At 64.3% G+C, this 16,807-nt stretch carries 18 protein-coding genes; 9 read left to right on the forward strand and 9 right to left on the reverse strand.

Annotated features, from left to right (window positions below; genetic code table 11):
- Positions 1 to 10 precede the first annotated feature (10 nt).
- From BVU17_07115 to BVU17_07130, 4 genes are read left to right on the forward strand one after another with little or no spacing between them, the layout of a single operon-like run.
- A complete protein-coding gene (locus BVU17_07115) occupies positions 11 to 1,126 on the forward strand; it encodes a branched-chain amino acid ABC transporter permease (GenBank protein ID AUG47301.1) in 1,116 nt (371 codons plus the stop codon).
- The gene (locus tag BVU17_07120; protein AUG47302.1) at positions 1,123 to 2,406 is read left to right on the forward strand and encodes a branched-chain amino acid ABC transporter permease; all 1,284 of its coding nucleotides are present in this window, start codon (positions 1,123 to 1,125) and stop codon (positions 2,404 to 2,406) included. The genes BVU17_07115 and BVU17_07120 overlap by 4 nt, the downstream gene beginning before the upstream one ends.
- Positions 2,399 to 3,229 carry an ABC transporter ATP-binding protein gene (locus BVU17_07125; GenBank protein ID AUG47303.1) on the forward strand — a complete coding sequence of 277 codons (831 nt, stop codon included), beginning with the start codon at positions 2,399 to 2,401 and terminating at the stop codon, positions 3,227 to 3,229. The genes BVU17_07120 and BVU17_07125 overlap by 8 nt, the downstream gene beginning before the upstream one ends.
- Positions 3,226 to 3,981, forward strand: a complete 756-nt coding sequence (locus tag BVU17_07130; protein ID AUG47304.1) for an ABC transporter ATP-binding protein — start codon at positions 3,226 to 3,228, stop codon at positions 3,979 to 3,981. The genes BVU17_07125 and BVU17_07130 overlap by 4 nt, the downstream gene beginning before the upstream one ends.
- Before the next feature lie 27 nt (positions 3,982 to 4,008).
- On the opposite strand, the gene BVU17_07135 is transcribed toward BVU17_07130, so the two are convergent.
- From BVU17_07135 to BVU17_07145, 3 genes are all read right to left on the reverse strand, one after another.
- A complete protein-coding gene (locus BVU17_07135) occupies positions 4,009 to 5,385 on the reverse strand; it encodes a branched-chain amino acid ABC transporter substrate-binding protein (protein ID AUG47305.1) in 1,377 nt (458 codons plus the stop codon).
- Between the two features lie 187 nt (positions 5,386 to 5,572).
- Positions 5,573 to 6,184 carry a superoxide dismutase gene (locus BVU17_07140; GenBank protein AUG47306.1) on the reverse strand — a complete coding sequence of 204 codons (612 nt, stop codon included), beginning with the start codon at positions 6,182 to 6,184 and terminating at the stop codon, positions 5,573 to 5,575.
- A 182-nt stretch (positions 6,185 to 6,366) separates the two neighbouring features.
- Positions 6,367 to 7,764 (reverse strand): deoxyribodipyrimidine photolyase, encoded by a 1,398-nt coding sequence (locus BVU17_07145; protein AUG47307.1) that lies wholly within the window; start codon positions 7,762 to 7,764, stop codon positions 6,367 to 6,369.
- A gap of 106 nt (positions 7,765 to 7,870) precedes the next feature.
- On the opposite strand from BVU17_07145, the gene BVU17_07150 reads away from it, so the two are divergent.
- Positions 7,871 to 8,665 (forward strand): enoyl-CoA hydratase, encoded by a 795-nt coding sequence (locus BVU17_07150; GenBank protein ID AUG47308.1) that lies wholly within the window; start codon positions 7,871 to 7,873, stop codon positions 8,663 to 8,665.
- 148 nt (positions 8,666 to 8,813) lie between these two features.
- Positions 8,814 to 9,332, forward strand: coding sequence for a winged helix-turn-helix domain-containing protein (locus tag BVU17_07155; protein ID AUG47309.1), 519 nt, complete (start codon positions 8,814 to 8,816; stop codon positions 9,330 to 9,332).
- Between the two features lie 58 nt (positions 9,333 to 9,390).
- On the opposite strand, the gene BVU17_07160 is transcribed toward BVU17_07155, so the two are convergent.
- Positions 9,391 to 9,672: a metal-binding protein gene (locus BVU17_07160; protein AUG47310.1), complete on the reverse strand. Its 282-nt coding sequence runs from the start codon at positions 9,670 to 9,672 to the stop codon at positions 9,391 to 9,393.
- Between the two features lie 71 nt (positions 9,673 to 9,743).
- The gene (locus tag BVU17_07165; GenBank protein ID AUG47311.1) at positions 9,744 to 9,959 is read right to left on the reverse strand and encodes a cell surface protein; all 216 of its coding nucleotides are present in this window, start codon (positions 9,957 to 9,959) and stop codon (positions 9,744 to 9,746) included.
- 259 nt (positions 9,960 to 10,218) lie between these two features.
- Between BVU17_07165 and BVU17_07170 the strand changes: the two genes are divergently transcribed.
- The gene (locus BVU17_07170) at positions 10,219 to 11,556 is read left to right on the forward strand and encodes an isochorismate synthase (GenBank protein AUG47312.1); all 1,338 of its coding nucleotides are present in this window, start codon (positions 10,219 to 10,221) and stop codon (positions 11,554 to 11,556) included.
- Complete coding sequence (locus BVU17_07175; GenBank protein ID AUG47313.1) at positions 11,553 to 13,331, forward strand: 2-succinyl-5-enolpyruvyl-6-hydroxy-3-cyclohexene-1-carboxylic-acid synthase; 1,779 nt, start codon at positions 11,553 to 11,555, stop codon at positions 13,329 to 13,331. The genes BVU17_07170 and BVU17_07175 overlap by 4 nt, the downstream gene beginning before the upstream one ends.
- 4 nt (positions 13,332 to 13,335) lie before the next feature.
- Here the strand turns inward: BVU17_07175 and BVU17_07180 are convergent, their stop codons facing one another.
- A complete protein-coding gene (locus BVU17_07180) occupies positions 13,336 to 14,289 on the reverse strand; it encodes a molecular chaperone DnaJ (protein AUG47314.1) in 954 nt (317 codons plus the stop codon).
- A 34-nt stretch (positions 14,290 to 14,323) separates the two neighbouring features.
- Complete coding sequence (locus BVU17_07185; GenBank protein ID AUG47315.1) at positions 14,324 to 14,581, reverse strand: hypothetical protein; 258 nt, start codon at positions 14,579 to 14,581, stop codon at positions 14,324 to 14,326.
- A gap of 89 nt (positions 14,582 to 14,670) precedes the next feature.
- Here BVU17_07185 and BVU17_07190 point away from each other — a divergent pair, with 89 nt between their 5' ends.
- Positions 14,671 to 15,630 carry a 1,4-dihydroxy-2-naphthoyl-CoA synthase gene (locus BVU17_07190; GenBank protein AUG47316.1) on the forward strand — a complete coding sequence of 320 codons (960 nt, stop codon included), beginning with the start codon at positions 14,671 to 14,673 and terminating at the stop codon, positions 15,628 to 15,630.
- Positions 15,631 to 15,657: 27 nt separating this feature from the next.
- Here BVU17_07190 and BVU17_07195 read toward each other — a convergent pair whose 3' ends face one another.
- Together BVU17_07195 and BVU17_07200 are read right to left on the reverse strand one after the other, a co-directional pair.
- Positions 15,658 to 16,008, reverse strand: coding sequence for a MarR family transcriptional regulator (locus tag BVU17_07195; GenBank protein ID AUG47317.1), 351 nt, complete (start codon positions 16,006 to 16,008; stop codon positions 15,658 to 15,660).
- A 27-nt stretch (positions 16,009 to 16,035) separates the two neighbouring features.
- A complete protein-coding gene (locus BVU17_07200; GenBank protein ID AUG47318.1) occupies positions 16,036 to 16,773 on the reverse strand; it encodes a hypothetical protein in 738 nt (245 codons plus the stop codon).
- Positions 16,774 to 16,807 lie beyond the last annotated feature (34 nt).

Below are 16,807 nucleotides of genomic sequence, written 5' to 3' on the forward strand. Positions count from 1 at the left end.
ACGGTAACCTATGGGAATTGCTGAGTTCGCAAGAGACGGCCGCGTAGTGGTGGGCGATCGGCCGGGCGCAGCAGTGGTAGCCGCTGTAAGTGGCTTCCTCTTGCTGGATTTAGTTGCAAAGCTCGCTGGGACAACCGTGTTCTTCCTCGGAACCAAGTTGCTGGGTGGCTCCCTCACTGTGGGCTCGTTGCTCTCGATGGTGGTGGACGGGCTGCTCGTCGGACTAGCGGTTGGACTCGCCGGAATCGGCCTGTCGATGACATACAGCATCCTCGACTTCGCTAACTTCGCACATGGGGACACGGTGACTGTCGGGGCGTTCCTGGGATGGGTCGCCGCTTATATCACCGCTGGCCTCGGGACCGGAGCCCCGATTTCAGAGCTGTTTATGCTTAACTCGGGACGGCAGTTGAGCACCGTTTCGACGTTCGGTCCGGTGCTTCTGGGTCTCGTCATCGCCGGCGTTGGGTCCATCGGTATCGTGTTACTTATCGACCGCCTCACCTATCGCCCCATGCGCGACACGGACAACATCTCGTTGTTGATTGCGTCAATCGGCGTCGCGCTCGCGCTGCGCTATCTCATCGCGTTCGTCTTCGGCACGCAGACCAGTGGGGTCGCAAGCGGCGGGCTTCGGGTGACCGTTTTCTCGATGGTCTCGGTGACCGACAACGAAATCACTCTGCTGGTAGTGTCGGTCCTGCTGATGCTCGGCGTCCACCTTCTGCTACAGCGGACGAAACTGGGCAAAGCAATGCGGGCGATGGCTGACAACGAGGATCTCGCACGCGTGACCGGGATTCCGACTGAACGCGTGATCCGGCTCACCTGGATTCTCGGTGGCGGCCTGGCGGGCATCGGCGGCTACCTCCTTGTTCTGGAAAGCGGCACCATCGCGTTCAATTTCGGTTGGATACTGCTGTTGCTCATCTTTGCCGCCGTTATCGTCGGCGGTATCGGCTCGATATACGGGGCGATGGCCGGCGGCGTCCTCATCGGGTTGGTTGACAGTCTGGCCCTGATCTGGTTGCCATCTGGGCTGACCCGGGCTTCCGCGTTTCTGGTGCTCATCGTCGTCTTGCTGTTGCGCCCGTCCGGCATCTTCGGGGGGGTGTCGACAGCATGAGTACTGTTGATACTGTTCGAGACCGTCTGGACGCACTCCCAGACGTAGGGCTAGTTCTCGGCTTCATCGCCAGTATCTGGGCCGTCATGCTCGTGCTGGCAATCGCTGTCGGCGGTGCGAACTGGACGAACCTCGCCGCCGGCTTCGTCGGCAGCGTGACCGTTCTTATCGGTGGCTATGCCATCCTCGCGCTGGCGCTGAATCTCCAGTGGGGATACACCGGCCTGTTCAATATCGGCATCGCGGGGTTCATGGCCGTCGGCGCGTACACGACGGCGGTGCTCACCGCGCCAACTGACCCGGCTGCCGGGGCGGTCCCGGGCTTCGGCCTCCCGCTGTGGTTCGGCCTCATCGGCGGCATGGTGATGGCCGCTATCGTCGGCGGCCTCGCAGCGCTACCGGCGCTTCGACTGAAAGCAGACTACCTCGCCATCGTGACGGTTGCGTTCTCCGAGATCATCCGGCTTATCGTCAACTGGAACGGCCTCGCCGAGGTCTCGCTGTTCGGGGTGCCGTTCGGAACCGGCGGCGCGACTGGTATCTCGTTCAAGTCCGCGAACGAGGTGGCGTCGACGCTTATCAACGGCGTCGGGCAGCCACTCGTTACCGCTGCGGAGGGTGTCGGCGTCTCCGGGCCGAACCTGGCGAACCTCACGTACGGAATACTCCTCTTGCTGGTCGTGGCCGCGAGCTACTGGGTGCTCGCTCGAATCACCAATTCGCCGTTCGGCCGCGTGCTGAAAGCGATCCGCGAGGACGAGACCGTGACCCAGTCACTGGGCAAGGACACCCGGCTGTTCAAAATCAAGACGTTCATGATCGGCTGTGCGCTGATGGGGCTGGCCGGCGTCCTGTTCCGCGGACAGGCGGGCTACGTCAGCCCGCAGCAGTTCAGACCGACGATTACGTTCTACGTGTTCGCGGCGCTCATCATCGGCGGCTCCGGATCCAACACCGGGAGTATCATCGGCGCAGCGACGTTCTCCGGGCTGCTGTTCTACCTGCCCGCCCGACTGGGCGAGAACGTCACTCTTGGCGGCACTCGCGCACCCGGCAACATCATCGACGCAGTCGCCGGGCTCGGGTCGCTGGATCCACTTCCTCTCCTCGCATACACCATTAGCAACGTCAGTACGCTCCGGTTCGTTCTCATCGGCGTCGTGCTGATATACATCATTCAGAACCAGCCAGAGGGGCTGCTTGGCCACCGGAACGAACCCGCAACGAGCGTGCGCCTCGATAGATCGCAGTCAGGGTCAGGAGGTGAGGCAGATGAGTGAACCTGATGCTGCACCGCGACAGGAGACCGCCGTCACGAGCGACGCGATCGAGTCGCCACTGCTGGAAGTCGACGGCCTCCGCAAGGAGTTCGGTGGCGTCGTCGCGGTCGACGGGGCGACGTTCTCCGTCGCAGAGGGGTCGCTCACTGGCCTCATCGGGCCGAACGGGGCCGGCAAGTCGACGACGTTCAACTGCATCACGGGCATCCACGAGCCGACTGGCGGTCGGGTTACCTTTGACGGCCAGAATATCACCGGGCTCGCGCCGTACACGCTCGCAAACCGCGGGCTAGTCCGGACGTTCCAGATCGCCCGCGAACTGTCCGACATGACCGTCATAGAGAACGTAATGCTCGCGCCGGGCGGGCAGGTCGGTGAATCGGTCATCCGGTCGGTGACGCCGGGGCTTCGCGGCGACGTGATCGCGGACGAGACCGCCGTTCGCGACCGCGCGTGGGAGACGCTGGAGTTCTTCGAGATCGATCACCTCGCACACGAGAACGCCGGCAATCTGTCGGGCGGCCAGCGAAAGCTGCTTGAGATGGCGCGGGTCCTGATGACCGACCCCGAGATGATCCTGCTGGACGAACCACTCGCCGGCGTCAATCCGACGCTCGAAGAGAAGTTGCTGGAGCGGATCCACGAACTCCGCCGAGAGCAGGGCCTGACCTTCCTGCTGGTCGAACACGACATGGATGTCATTATGAACAACTGCGAACACATCATCGTCATGCACCAGGGGAGCGTCCTCGCCGAAGGGGACGCCGAGACCATCAAGTCGGACGAGCGGGTACTCGAGGCGTATCTGGGAGGTGACGTATGAGCCAGCGTGCAACGGAGTCCGAGACTGTCACGCTCCCTAACCCAGCCGAGCGACTTCTCGCCATCCGGGACCTCGATGCGGGCTACGGCGACCTGCAGGTCCTGAGTGACGTCCACATGGACGTTGCGGACGGCGAGTACGTCGTCATCGTCGGCCCGAACGGAGCCGGCAAGTCGACAGTGATGAAGTCCGTCTTCGGCCTGACGACGTACATGGGCGGGGATGTCATCTTCGACGGGACCGATATCAGTCAGCGAAATCCCGACGAAATCATTTACGAGGGAATCAGCTACGTGCCCCAGACCGGCAACGTGTTCGGCTCGCTGAGCGTCCGCGAGAACCTCGAGATGGGCGCGTACATCCTCGACGAGGTCCCGGAGAACCGCATCGAGGACGTGTATGAGCGGTTCCCGATTCTCCGGGAGCGGTCCGACCAGTCGGCCGGGACGCTGTCGGGCGGCCAACAGCAGATGCTCGCCATGGGCCGGGCGCTGATGCTCGACCCCGACCTGCTGTTGCTCGACGAGCCGTCCGCCGGGCTCGCTCCCGACCTCGTTGACGATATGTTCGACCGCATCGACCGCATCAATGACGACGGCACGGCTATTCTGATGGTCGAGCAAAACGCAAAAGAGGCACTTCGGCGGTGTGATCGGGGTTACGTGCTCGTACAGGGGCAGAACCGCTACGAGGACGACGGAACGGTTCTCCTCAACGACGAGCAGGTTCGACAGGACTTCCTTGGCGGATAAATAAAAACGGTCGGCGCTGCGGCCCCGTTACTGGTTCATCGCACTGTTGATCTCAGACGTGTAGGACGACTGTTGTTGCTCGAAGCCGACCTGATTGACGATGGTTCCGCCCTCCGCTTCGAACGCGCCGGCAAACGCCTCCTGCAACGCCTGCCCGTAGCTGTTGTTCACGTACAGCGTCGATGCAGTCTCGGCACCGAGTTCGTCCACGCCGACTTGCGCCAGGACCTGCCCCTGCAGGGCGTCGCTGGGTGGGGTACGGAACATGTAGTCGTTGTCTTCGAGGTCGGTAATCGTCGGCGACGTGGACGCCGGCGAACAGCCGACGACGCCGCTGTCGATGAGCACGTTCCTGGCGACCTGTATCGACGTTTCGGAGCTGGCCGCACCGGTGATAGACGGATAGCCCGCACTGACCAGTGAGTTGGCCGCGTCGATGCCCGCCTGCGCCTGCGTCTGGGTGTCACCGACCTGATAGTCGAACTCGAAGTCGACCTCGCCTTCGAGTTGCAGGGCCGGAAGTATCGCGCCGTCGCGGATTGGCCTTCCGAGCGGCCCGAGATCGCCGGTCTCGGGCATCAGCACACCGAACCGGATCGTCCGTCCGGAGTCGCTCCCGGAGCCGTTTGGTTCCGGCTGCGGGATGTCGTCGCCAGCGTTGAAGTCGACGGTGCTGAGCGATTCGATGCCACCGCCGTCCTGGAAGCCAAAGACCTGATACTGCGCGGAGGCCATGTCCCCGTTTTCGTCGAAGTTGACTGCACTCGACGCCCCCTCGTACTGGATGTTCTCGCCCGCGGCGGCCGCTTCGACGGCCGCTGGCAGTTCGGAGGGACCGTACGTGTCACCCCCGGGGTTGGCGACGACGCGCATGTGATTCCGGACGGCTTGTCCGTCGTTTTCGCCGGCCAACACGTTCGCGAGAATCTGAACTGCCGTCGCGTCGTAGGCCTGTGAGGTGAACACGCCGGCCTCGTCGTAATCGAATTCGGAGGTGAACAGGTCGGTGAACGTATCGACGCCGGGACCGGCCGCCGACGGGGCCGTGCCACGGGCGTTCGACATATCGTTGCCGACGTTGCTCGGCAGCTCCCCGTCCTGCAGTCCGTCGGTGACGAGGATATCGGCGGCGTCGTCGCCATAGTCGGCATAGAAGTCCTTGAACAGTTGGACACCACTCTGGGGGTAGCCGACGACCATCAGCACGTCCGGAGACTCCGGACCGCTGTCGCCACCGGACTCGGTCCCGGTTCCGGTCATTCCGCCATCACCCCCGTCCCCGCCGTCTCCGCCATCTCCGCCGGTCTGTTCGGTCGAGCAGCCTGCTAATCCGCCGAGCAGACCGACAGTGCTTATCGCCCCGGTTCGCTTCAGGAACGCTCGCCGATTGGTATCGCGAGACATACCACTTACCAGTGATGCACATCTTATAAAACTATATCCTCCCGTAACCCTGCTGTTCCGTAGTCTGCTACGAGCGCATCGATATTTTTTGTTGCCGTCGTTAGATATTAACGTTGAACTACTCGCTATCGGTTCAGATAGCGCTCAGAGGACCAGCACCGCTGCAAAAAACGTCGATGGTCGTCCCTTACTCGAAGTGACTGACCGACTTCTCGTACTCTTCAGCAGCCTTGTCCCAGTCGACGACCTCGAAGAAGGCGTCGATGAAGTCACCGCGGGCGGGACCGTAGTCGTAGTAATAGGAGTGCTCCCAGACGTCGAGCGCGAGGATGGGATGGGAGCCCCAGAGTGCGCCCTGGTCGTGCTTGTCGACCGGCACGTTGCGCAGTTGCTTGGCAACGGGGTCGTACACGAGCAGCGCCCAGCCGCCGGCGGCAGATGCGGCGGCTTCGAACTCGCCTTTCCAGCCTTCGTAAGAGCCGAAGTCCTCCTCGATGCGGTCACGGAGGGCACCCTCCGGCTCACCGCCGCCGTTGGGGTCCATGTTCTCCCAGAACAGCGTGTGGAGATAGTGCCCACAGCCGTTGTGGGTGACGTTGCCCATCGCAGCAGCGCTCGAGCCGAAGTCACCGGACTCGCGGTTCTCGGCGAGCGTCTCCTCGGCCGATTCGAGGCCGTTTACGTACCCCTGGTGGTGGGTGTCGTGGTGCCAGGTGAGCACCTGCTCGGAGATGTGTGGCTCCAGTGCGTCGTAGTCGTACGGGAGCGGTGGCAGTTCGGGATTTGAGTGTTCGGACATATGAAAACGCCTCCATCAATATCTGTCGCGCGGCTGCCTGTTAAACGTTTAGGAGCCATTTGGTAGCACTAGACAAGGACAGCGAGACAGAGCGGTGACGGCCCGTGGCAGAGACGCTATCGAGCGCCTTCGTTTCGCGTGTAAGCGCCCGGGAGAGTTCAGCAAAGCAGAACGAAGCCGCCCTAGTCGTCTCCTCTGGCCTGCTCGAACATCGCGAGGGCTTGCTCGCGTCGCTCACTGTGGTCGACAACTGGGTCCGGGTACTCCGGCGCAGCGTTGCGCCGTTGTGTGAGCGAGCACTCGTTCCAGTCGTGGATAACTTCTGGCGCAGCGTCCCGTAACTCCGGGACGTACTCCTTGATGTACTCGGCGCTCGGGTCGTAGTCTTCACCCTGTGTCATCGGATTGAAGATGCGGAAGTAGGGCTGTGCGTCGGTCCCCGTTGAGGCTGCCCACTGCCAGCCGCCGTTGTCGTTGGCCGTGTCGTGGTCGACCAGTTTCTCCCGGAACCACTCGTAGCCGTGCCGCCAGTCGATGAGTAGGTCCTTGGTGAGGAAGGAGGCGACGATCATCCGGACGCGGTTGTGCATGTAGGCTTCCTCCCGGAGCTGTCGCATTCCGGCGTCGACGATGGGATAGCCCGTCTCGCCGTCTTTCCAGGCCTGCAACAGCTCTTCGTCGTTTTCCCACTCTATTGGATTCTCGTAGGACTTGTAGTTCGAACTGACGACGTGGGGATGGGCAAACAGTACTTGCGTGTAAAACTCTCGCCAGGCCAGCTGGGACTGGAACTCACGGACGGACTCGCGACGGTCGCCGCCGGTCCCCTCCTTGGCGTCCTGCGTGCGGTCGTACACCTCGCGAATACCGATGGTACCGAACTTCAGATGAGCCGAGAGCCGGGACGTGCACTCGTCAGCCGGGAAGTCCCGGCGCTCCTCGTACTCGTAGACGTTCTCGTCGAGGAAGTCATTGAGCAGGGCGCGCGCTTCATCGGTTCCCGCCGCTGGCACGTCCGCTTCCGGTTCCTCGAAGCCGAGGTCGGCCAGTGTCGGGAGCGTATCGCCGTCGACGTCGGCCAGTTCGTCGGCTGACGGCGGCTCATAGGGAGCCGCCTTCTCGCGGTCGTGCCATTTCCGGCCAAAGTAGGTGAAGACGCTGTAGGGGTCGCCGTCGTTCGTCGTAATCTCACCGGGTTCGTGCAACACGGCGTTCTGGACGGCCTCGCGGGCCACGTCCGCATCGTCGAGGGCTTGCCGGACGGCCGCGTCACGTTCCCGTGCGAGCCCGGAGTAATCCTTGCCCCAGGTGACTTTTTCGGCGCCGTACTCGGCTGCCAGCTCTGGCAAAACGGAGGTGGGGTCGCCCTCAGCTACAATCAGGTCACTGCCGCGGTCGCGGTACCACTCGCGCAAACTGTCGAGCGCGTCCAGCATGAACACGACCCGTGGTGGGCCAGCGTGGTCGAGCACGGCCCTGTCGAAGACGAACACCGGGACAACCCGGTCGGACGGTGTCGCCGCGGCGAGGCCAGCATTGTCCGTCGGCCGGAGGTCACGGCGATGCCAGTGGAGACGCATACGTAGTACACGGACCAGCCCGGCCAAAAGGTACTGCCCAACGATGTTGGTCTGGCAGGCGCTGACGGACACCACTGTTATCTTGCCGCCGGTCGAGGGCCAACGTATGGAAGACGCGACCGTGACGCTGTCTGTTGACGACGGAATCGCCACAGTAACGCTGAACCAGCCGGAGTCGCGGAACGCCCTGTCGGCAGAGTTGGCCGACGCACTCACCGCGCAGTTCGAAGCAGTGATGGACAGCGACGCCCGGTGTGTCGTACTGGAGGGTGCGGGACCGGCGTTTTGCGCTGGCGGAGATATCAATGCGATGTTACAGGGCGTGAAACACGACCGACCGCCGGCCACGCAGGTCGAACTGGTGGTTTCGTCGCTCCACGAAGCGATTCGGACCGTCCATAGCTGTCCGCTCCCGGTCGTCGCAAAAATCGACGGCCCCGCCTTCGGTGCCGGCGCAGGACTCGCGCTGGCCTGTGATATACAGATCGCAAGCACTGCCGGCCAGATCGGCTTTGGCTTCCGGCAGGTCGGACTGGCGTGTGACTCCGGCGTCTCCTATTTCCTTCCACGTATCGTCGGCCCGAACAAGGCCAAAGACCTCCTGTTTACCGGCGAACTACTGGATGCTGCGGCGGCCGAGGAACTCGGGCTGTTTACCCGGGTGTTCGACGCAGAGACGTTCGAGTCGGAGTTTTCGGCGCTTGTCGCGGATATCGCCGCTGGACCGACGGTCGCACTCGGGCACGCCAAGCGGCTGGTCAACCGAAGCCTGGACAGTTCGCTGGAACAGGCACTCGAAAACGAAGCCACCGCGCAGGGTGTCGCGTTCACGACTGCCGATCACGAGGAAGGGACGACCGCGTTCGTCGAGAAACGCGACCCGGAGTTCGAGGGCCAGTAAGTTGATTACTGTGACCGACGCAACCACTGAGTCAGCAATCGGTAGTCAGCAGACAGATAATGTCTACGAGCTTTCCAACGCAGATTCGACCGAGCACACGTACCGTGACTGAGCGCGTCTGTCCCTCCGCCGGGACGGGAGTTCTGACATGACCGACAACCCCCCGGACTGGGAGTTCAGCGAGCGGGATATGTACATTCTGCGAGAGCTCTCGGCGGACCCCCAGCGGTCGTCCCGCGAGCTTGCGGACCTGCTGGAGTCCGAGTACGACATCGACGTGTCTCACGTAACGGTCAGCGAATCGATCCGAGAGATGCGTGACGCGGACGTTTTCCGGGAGACCATCGTCCCGAACGAGGAACTGTTCAATTTCGCACTGTTCGAGTTCAAGTTCAATCCCGAGCATTTCGCCGACTCCTGGCACGACGCGATGGTGTCCATCCGGGACGACCGGCACACGCTCTTTTACTTCCTCTCCGACGGTGAATATCAGTGGAAGTCAGTGATGATGTTCCCGAGCCGAACGGCCGAATCCCGCTGGATACACGACTTCTATAAGGAACACGGCGACGTGATCCAGAACGTCCGGAACTCGGTCGTTCACAATGTCCTGAAGTTCAAGACAGACCCGGAGGTGTTCACAGAACTCAACGGTGAACGGTCGTAGCCAACGGGAGAGACGGATCGAAATAAAGACGAGAGAATCCGACGCAGGGCCAGCCTGCTTACAGTTTCCGCTCGGCGTCCTCGGCCAGTTCCTTCATCCGCTTGCTGACACGGCCCGCGTCAGAAAATTCGTCTTCGCTCATCGCCGTCGCCAGCGAGTTTCCGAGCACGAACACGGCGTGTTTGTGTTCGCTCTTCGATTTGTGCACGTCGGAGGGACGCACGTCGAGTTCCTGGTAGGCGTCGAACAGGTCGGGGTCAACCGAGTCCATGTCGTCGCGGAAGTACTCCATAATCGTCACCATCTGCTCGTGTAGCTCGAGAAGCTCGTCTTTGTGCATAGCTACAGTATGCGGTGGCATGTGCATAAGAATTGCTTGAGAAGGGATACCAGACGCTCACGCCTGTATTTTCAGAAGACGTACTCGTCGTCGTGGCCCATCATGCCGTCTTCTTCGAACCCTGGTTCCTCGTCTTCGTCCTGTGGTCCGGAGGTTTTGTACGCCTTGAGCCCGGTCGATAGGAGGTCCTCGATGGCTTCCTCGCGGTTGAGGAACTCGCCTTTTTCGACGAGCTGCGCGATCTGCATCTCCAGGTGTTCCGGGATATTGATCTCTACCTTAGGCATCGCAACATAGGGGGCTTCGACTATGCCCTATTTAAACCTGACGGGGGTATGTTCGGAGATTGCAGAATTACAATTGTAGAACTGAGAGAGGAAGTTCGTAAACTCAGATATTAATTTCCGCGAATCGGAATCCGGTTACTGTCACGTCGCGTGGCAGGTCAGAACGGCGAGAACTCGGCGGCTCCGGGCGGCGGTCCGGTTGTGCGCGGAATCGAGCGTATAGTTAGGCTCAAAGGTGCGCAATCCTAAGACATGGCTGATGGAACCACTGCGTGGTGACGGGACGACGGTTGGTGAGACAACGGTCGTCGCACGCGGGTGTCGCCTCGACGATGCACCGGTGCGAGCGGTACTGGAGACAGACGCTCGCCCCCGGTTCTTCTGGGCGGCCGGTACAGAATCAATCGCAGCCCGCGGGAGCGCGGCGACTGTGACTGCCGACGGGCAGTCGCGGTTCGACGACGTTCGGACAGCGCTCGAAGCGCTGTTCGATGACTGCTCCGTTCCCGACAGCCTCCCGAGCATCGCTCGACCGCGAGCGTTCGGTGGGTTCGCTTTCCACAACGGAACACACGAAGGGGAGGACTCTCCCTGGGATGGGTTCCCAAGCGCGGCGTTTTTTCTCCCCGAGATACAGGTGACAAGGAGAGACGACGACGCCTGGCTCACGGCGATTGCGACAGGTCCCGAGGCCGCGACCGAAGCTGAGACGCTACTGGGTGAGTGGCGCGACAGGCTAGCCACAGACACCGAACGCGAGCCGGGCACCCCACCGGGAATTTCACACCGGAAGCGCACGCCAACACAAGACGGCTGGCGCGAGCAGGTGTCGGCCGCCATCGCAAGCGTCGACTGCGGCGACCTCCAGAAGGTCGTCCTCGCACAGAGTCTCAGGGTCGCGCTGGAGACCGACCTGTCGGTCCCCGACGTGATGGCGCGGCTGTCCCGGACCTATCCGGACTGCTACCGGTTCATGCTGTCGCCCGAGGCCGGCGGCACCTTCTTCGGGGCCACGCCGGAGCGGCTGGTCTCGGTCCGCGGGCGCACCGTCAGGACAGAGGCGCTCGCCGGCTCGACGGGCCGGGGCGACACGCCCGCCGAGGACGAGTGGCTCGCCGCCGAACTCCTCGATAGCGAGAAGGACCGCCACGAGCAGAAGCTCGTCGCCGACGCGATACGCGACCAGCTGGAGCCGTTCGCCTCGACGGTCCGCATCGGCGACCGAACGGTCCGCCGGCTCGCCACGGTCCAGCACCTGCGCACGTCGATAACGGCCGAACTCGACGACGACGAGCACGTCCTCTCACTTGTCGAGGCGCTCCACCCGACGCCGGCCGTCGGCGGCCTGCCGCCGGACGCCGCGCTGCGGACGATACGCGAGACTGAGGCGTTCGACCGCGGCTGGTACGCCGCCCCTATCGGCTGGGTCGACGCCGCCGGCAACGGGACTTTCGCCGTCGGCATCCGCTCGGCCGTCGCCACGGAGCAGAAGACGACCCTCTTTGCGGGCGCGGGCATCGTCGCCGACAGCGACCCCGACCGCGAGTGGGACGAGGTCCAGCTCAAGTACCGGCCGATTCTGGACGAACTGGAATGACCGCGCCGAACGTCAACACGCTGTGGGCGGAGACACTCGTTTCCGAACTCGTCGCCGGCGGCGTCGACGCAGCGTGTCTCTCGCCCGGCAGCCGCTCGACGCCGCTGACGGTGGCCTTCGCCGAACACCCCGAGGTCGAGGTGTTCTCCCACCTCGACGAGCGCTCGGCGGCCTTCTTCGCGCTGGGCCGGGCCCGCCGGACCGGCGAGCCGACGCCGCTGGTCTGTACCTCGGGAACTGCGGCCGCGAACTACCACCCGGCAGTCATCGAGGCGAACCAGTCAGGCGTCCCGCTGCTCCTGTTGACGGCGGACCGACCGCCGGAGCTCATCGACAGCGGCGCGAACCAGACCGTCGACCAGGAGAAACTCTACGGCGATGCCGTCCGGTGGTATCGGGACATGCCCGAACCCGAGGCCGAGCCCCGGAAGATGCGGATGCTCCGGACCACGGCGGCCCGTGCGCTCACCGAAAGCACCGGCGCTGACCCGGGCCCGGTCCACCTGAACTGTCGGTTCCGGAAGCCGCTGGAACCGACGCCGACGCCCGCGGACGATCCGGCCGGCGTCCCGGACGACTGGGCGGGCGGCGACGACGCGGCCGAAGCCGGCCGCGACGGCCCGTTCGTCTCGACCAGCGAGGGCGTCGCCGAACCGGACGAGGAGACGGTGCGCCGCGTTCGAGCGGCGATCCGGACCGCCGAACGGGGCCTCATCGTCGCCGGGCCGGCCGACCAGGGGCTCGGTGCCGCCTCGCTGGAGCGACTGGCGTCGGCGACGGGCTTCCCCGTCCTCGCGGACCCGCTGTCGGACCTGCGGTTCGGCCCCCACGTCGACCGCCTCGACGTGCCGGTCTGTGGCGGCTACGACGGCTATCTCGGCAGCGGCGGCGTCGAGGAGTGGGGCGACCCCGACGTGGTCGTCCGCTTTGGCGCGTCACCGACCTCGAAGCCGCTGCGACATTACCTCCGTGACGCCGACTGCCGGCAGTTCGTCGTCGACCCGAGCGGCGGCTGGCCGGAGGCCGAATTCACGGCGACAGACCTGCTCGTCGCCGACTCCGACGCTACCGCGGACGCGCTCGCGGCGGAGCCGCTGGGTGGCGGTTCGGAGTCGTGGCGCGAGCGGTTCGCCGGGGCGGAACGGGTCCACTGGGCGGCCGTCGACGAAACGGTCGCCGAAACCTACTGGGAGGGCGGCGTTCTCGCGGACGTGGCCGCGCTGGCCCCGGACCCAGCCACGCTGTTCGTCTCCAACAGCATGCCGGTGCGGGACGTGGACCGCTTCGGGCGGCCCCGCGACGCCGACCTGACCGTGCTGGGCAACCGCGGGGCCAGCGGCATCGACGGCATCACGTCGACGGCGCTCGGGGCCGGCAGCGCGACGGCGGACCCGCTCGTGCTCGTCACCGGCGACCTGGCATACTACCACGACATGAACGGCCTGCTCGCGCTCGGGCGCTGTGGCGTGGACGCGACGGTCGTCCTCGTCAACAACGACGGCGGCGGCATCTTCCACATGCTCCCAATCGAGGACCACCCCACCTTTGAAGACCAGTTTCGGACGCCACACGGTCTCGATTTCGAGCCGACAGAGGCGCTCTATTCGCTTGAGTTCGAGCGGGTGGCCGACCGCCGGGCGTTCCGCGAGCGGTTCGGCGAGTCAGTCCGGAGCGATGGGACACAGGTCATCGAGGTCCAGTTCGATGCCGGCGACAGCCACGCAGTCAGAGACCGGCTTGCCGAACAGGTCGCCGAGGCCCTCGCCGGCGACTGATTTTTCAGAGCCGCAACACCGACGCTGTCAACAGCGAGAGTCCGAACGGGAGCCACGTCCCCGACAGCGCGAGCGCCCCAATGAGCGAGAGCGCGCTGATGTTCAAGACCACCAGCAACACCGCCGTCGTCAGGCTCCAGCTCCCAAATACCATAATCGCAATCGTGGGCTCGGACTGGAGGTAGCCGACCATGAAGAGGGTACAGGCCCCGATTGTCAGGTTGACCCACAGGGGGAACGCCGGCAACAGTGCGCTGAACAGCATCACCGGATAGAGGGCGAACGTGATGGCAAACAGCGTCAGCCCCCGGCCGGTCGGCATCTCCAGAAGCGACCCGCGGGACGGCGTGTCGGTCTGGCGAACGGAGTACGTGGCCGACGAACTCCATGTGGCCTCGCCGCCGGCATTGTCGCTGAAATCGCTAGTCGCAGCAGCCCCGGAGCGACGGGTGGAACCTGCGTTCGACGCGGCCGCCGTTCCGCTGGTCGGATCGGTCGACTGTTCGTCGCTCGACGACGCATCGGTGTCGGTCGTCGAGCGGTCGGCTCTGTCTTCGGCGACGCGCTCCCTTGCAGCCCGTTCTCGTTGTTCTCGCTCCCGGGCGCTTGTCCGGGACGTGCCCTGACCAGCGCTTGCCTCGGTCCGGTCGCTACCTGACGGAGATCCGCCATAGCCCGCCCGCCGTGCCGCTTCGGCCACGTCACTGCTGTGGGCGTCTGCTATATTGCTCTCGCCCGCAACGTAGGCGTCGTGACCCAGCCGGTCGTATCGCGCCCGCTCGTCCTCGTCGGTGAGCACGTCCCGGGCTTCGATGAGCCGCTGTGTCGCCTCGCCGGCGTCAGCAGCGTCGCTCACGTCGGGGTGTGTCTCTTTCAGTCGTTCCCGATAGGCCGTTTCGATGGCCGCCGTCGACGCGTCAGTCGGGACGCCCAGTATCTCGTAGAACGTCTCGCTCATGGCGGCCGAACCACCCGTCCGCGGCTCTGGTCGGTCACTCCTCCTCGACGCCTCCGTCAGTCTCCGCGCCACGGCCGGACGACTCGCGGTCCCTCGCGAGGCGTTCGAGCGCCGCCGCGATGCGTTCGAGCGTGAACACGAACCGCACGATTAGATACAGAACCCAGGGGACAACGGCCACTAGCAGGCCGAGGAGAATCTGCTGGACGATAAGCAGGCTGTACAGGACGATAGCCACGGAGAGGCCTGCGAGTATCCCTATCACCGCCTTGCTGTTCGGGTTGGAGGGCATCGCTAGCCCGTTCACGCCTGCGGAACCAAAGCGTTTGCTCCCGCGTGGATACGAGGAATCTTTTTGCGAGGGCCGTCCCGAGCCACGGTATGGTCTCTGAGCTATTCGACCCGGCCCGCTGGACCGCCGTCGACCGGTTCGACTTCACCGATATCACCTACCACCGCTCGACGGAGACGGGCGCAGTCCGCATCGCCTTCGACCGGCCCGAGAAGCGCAACGCCTTCCGCCCGGAGACGGTCGACGAACTCGCGACGGCGCTGGACCACGCCAAGCGCCAGACCGACGTTGGCTGTGTCCTCCTGACCGGGAACGGCCCCTCTGAGAAGGACGGGGGCTGGGCCTTCTGTTCCGGCGGGGACCAGTCCATCCGGGGCGAGAGCGGGTACGAGTATCAGGCGGACGAAGATAGCGAGTCGCGGAGCGACTCGGAGCGGTCGAGCGGGGAGTCCGGCGACCCGCGAGACGTCGGCGACCCGGACGCCCCCGAGAACGTCGGCCGCCTCCACATCCTCGAAGTCCAGCGCCAGATCCGTCACATTCCAAAGCCCGTGGTCGCCGTCGTCCCGGGGTGGGCCGTCGGCGGTGGCCACTCCCTGCACGTCGTCTGTGACCTCACGCTCGCCAGCGAGGAGCACGCGAAGTTCCTCCAGACGGACCCCGACGTGGGCAGTTTCGACGGTGGCTTCGGCTCGGCGTACCTCGCCCGACAGGTGGGCCAGAAGAAGGCCCGCGAGGTGTTCTTCCTCGGCAAGACCTACAGCGGCGAGGAAGCCGCCGAGATGGGGATGGTCAACGAAGTCGTGCCACACGAAGACCTCGAAGACACCGCTATCGAGTGGGCCGAGCGGATGAACGAGAAGTCGCCGACGGCGATGCGGATGCTGAAGTACGCCTTCAACCTCGACTCGGACGGGATGGTCGGCCAGCAGGTGTTCGCCGGCGAGGCGACCCGGCTGGCCTATATGACCGACGAAGCACAGGAGGGTCGTGACGCCTTCAACGAGGGCCGGGACCCGGACTTCGACGACGTGCCCTGGCACTACTGAGCCGACGGAACGGAAGGAACTGCGCGCTCAGTCCTCGTAGGCCAGCGTCATGACCCACTGCGAGAAAGTATCGTCGTGGGGGTCGACTTCTTCATCGCCGATAAACGGCGAGAGCTGGTCACCGGCCATCAGGAGCGAGAAATCCAGATCGCGGGCCGCAGGCGTCAGGTAGTACGTGTTGTGGCCATCGTACACCGTCTCCTCACGCTGAATGAGGTCCTTCTCGAACAGGGACTCGACGATGCGACTCCCCTTTCGCGAGGAGACGTCGAGTTCCTTCCAGAAGTCGCTCTGGTGGATGCCACCGGACTCCCGAATCAGTTCAAGCCCGGCCCGCTCACCATCAGAAAGGTCCGCCTCCGACGCTGCTGAACTCATGTATTACTCATACCGTGAGTCGGCCGCTTAAATCTGACCTTCGACCGGGCGGTACGGCGTCCGACATGGCGGCCCGGCCGCGTGCTGATACTCGTGGTCGGCACCCAGTGTGATGAGCGACGACGACCGCGTCCCGAATCCGTCGCCGTGGACGCAGACGCCGTACTCGTGGTCGCTGATGGTTTCGCCTGCCCGGTCAATCCATTCGCCGGCGGACTCGCCCGGTTCCGGTCGCATGGCCTCGTGTAGCCGCGCCGCGTTGTTCGCCTGCTCCTCGCCGGCGTCGGGCCGACGCGATGGAATCCGGTAGTCGCCGTCCGCGCCGACGTTGACGACGACGTGAACCCCGGGCTGGAAGTTCCGGACCGCGAGCTGCCCGTCCCATTCCAGCAGCACGGCGGCGTTCTCGTCTGCCAGCAGAAGATTGAATCCCGAGTATTCGGCCTCTCTGGTCGCCTGTTCGACAGCGCGGGCGGCTGATTCGGCCGTTTCGTGGCTCAGCGCGTCCCGGACGAGCAGGCCGCGTGAGCGGTCGCCGGCAAGATCGGTGTCGATCCAGCGGTTCGTCACCGCCGCTAGCAGGCCGTGCTCGTTGTAACCTATCCACGTGCCGTCAGCTTCTTGGTCGGCGGGCGCGACGACGCGACTCCCCCAGTGGCGCTGTCGCGGCGGCTGTGACGGCCTGTCGAGTCGCTCGTCGCGGTTCGCTGCGACCGCGACGGGCGTGCCGTCGAAGACCTGCCACGCGAGGACGATTGTACACACGGGCTTCTATACGCTATCGACGTAGAAAACCGCT

Origin of the sequence: Haloarcula taiwanensis, assembly GCA_002844335.1 — an archaeon.
GTDB classification, from domain to species: Archaea; Halobacteriota; Halobacteria; order Halobacteriales; family Haloarculaceae; genus Haloarcula; species Haloarcula taiwanensis.

What these genes read in the sequence shown, in the direction of transcription:
- BVU17_07115 (AUG47301.1), top strand. Translation starts at nt 11, where the DNA reads ATGGGAATTGCTGAGTTCGCAAGAGACGGCCGCGTAGTGGTGGGCGAT.
- BVU17_07135 (AUG47305.1), bottom strand. Translation starts at nt 5,385, where the DNA reads ATGTCTCGCGATACCAATCGGCGAGCGTTCCTGAAGCGAACCGGGGCG.
- BVU17_07150 (AUG47308.1), top strand. Translation starts at nt 7,871, where the DNA reads ATGGAAGACGCGACCGTGACGCTGTCTGTTGACGACGGAATCGCCACA.
- BVU17_07120 (AUG47302.1), top strand. Translation starts at nt 1,123, where the DNA reads ATGAGTACTGTTGATACTGTTCGAGACCGTCTGGACGCACTCCCAGAC.
- BVU17_07140 (AUG47306.1), bottom strand. Translation starts at nt 6,184, where the DNA reads ATGTCCGAACACTCAAATCCCGAACTGCCACCGCTCCCGTACGACTAC.
- BVU17_07170 (AUG47312.1), top strand. Translation starts at nt 10,219, where the DNA reads ATGGAACCACTGCGTGGTGACGGGACGACGGTTGGTGAGACAACGGTC.
- BVU17_07175 (AUG47313.1), top strand. Translation starts at nt 11,553, where the DNA reads ATGACCGCGCCGAACGTCAACACGCTGTGGGCGGAGACACTCGTTTCC.
- BVU17_07190 (AUG47316.1), top strand. Translation starts at nt 14,671, where the DNA reads ATGGTCTCTGAGCTATTCGACCCGGCCCGCTGGACCGCCGTCGACCGG.
- BVU17_07155 (AUG47309.1), top strand. Translation starts at nt 8,814, where the DNA reads ATGACCGACAACCCCCCGGACTGGGAGTTCAGCGAGCGGGATATGTAC.
- BVU17_07180 (AUG47314.1), bottom strand. Translation starts at nt 14,289, where the DNA reads ATGAGCGAGACGTTCTACGAGATACTGGGCGTCCCGACTGACGCGTCG.
- BVU17_07165 (AUG47311.1), bottom strand. Translation starts at nt 9,959, where the DNA reads ATGCCTAAGGTAGAGATCAATATCCCGGAACACCTGGAGATGCAGATC.
- BVU17_07130 (AUG47304.1), top strand. Translation starts at nt 3,226, where the DNA reads ATGAGCCAGCGTGCAACGGAGTCCGAGACTGTCACGCTCCCTAACCCA.
- BVU17_07185 (AUG47315.1), bottom strand. Translation starts at nt 14,581, where the DNA reads ATGCCCTCCAACCCGAACAGCAAGGCGGTGATAGGGATACTCGCAGGC.
- BVU17_07160 (AUG47310.1), bottom strand. Translation starts at nt 9,672, where the DNA reads ATGCACAAAGACGAGCTTCTCGAGCTACACGAGCAGATGGTGACGATT.
- BVU17_07195 (AUG47317.1), bottom strand. Translation starts at nt 16,008, where the DNA reads ATGAGTTCAGCAGCGTCGGAGGCGGACCTTTCTGATGGTGAGCGGGCC.
- BVU17_07125 (AUG47303.1), top strand. Translation starts at nt 2,399, where the DNA reads ATGAGTGAACCTGATGCTGCACCGCGACAGGAGACCGCCGTCACGAGC.
- BVU17_07145 (AUG47307.1), bottom strand. Translation starts at nt 7,764, where the DNA reads ATGCGTCTCCACTGGCATCGCCGTGACCTCCGGCCGACGGACAATGCT.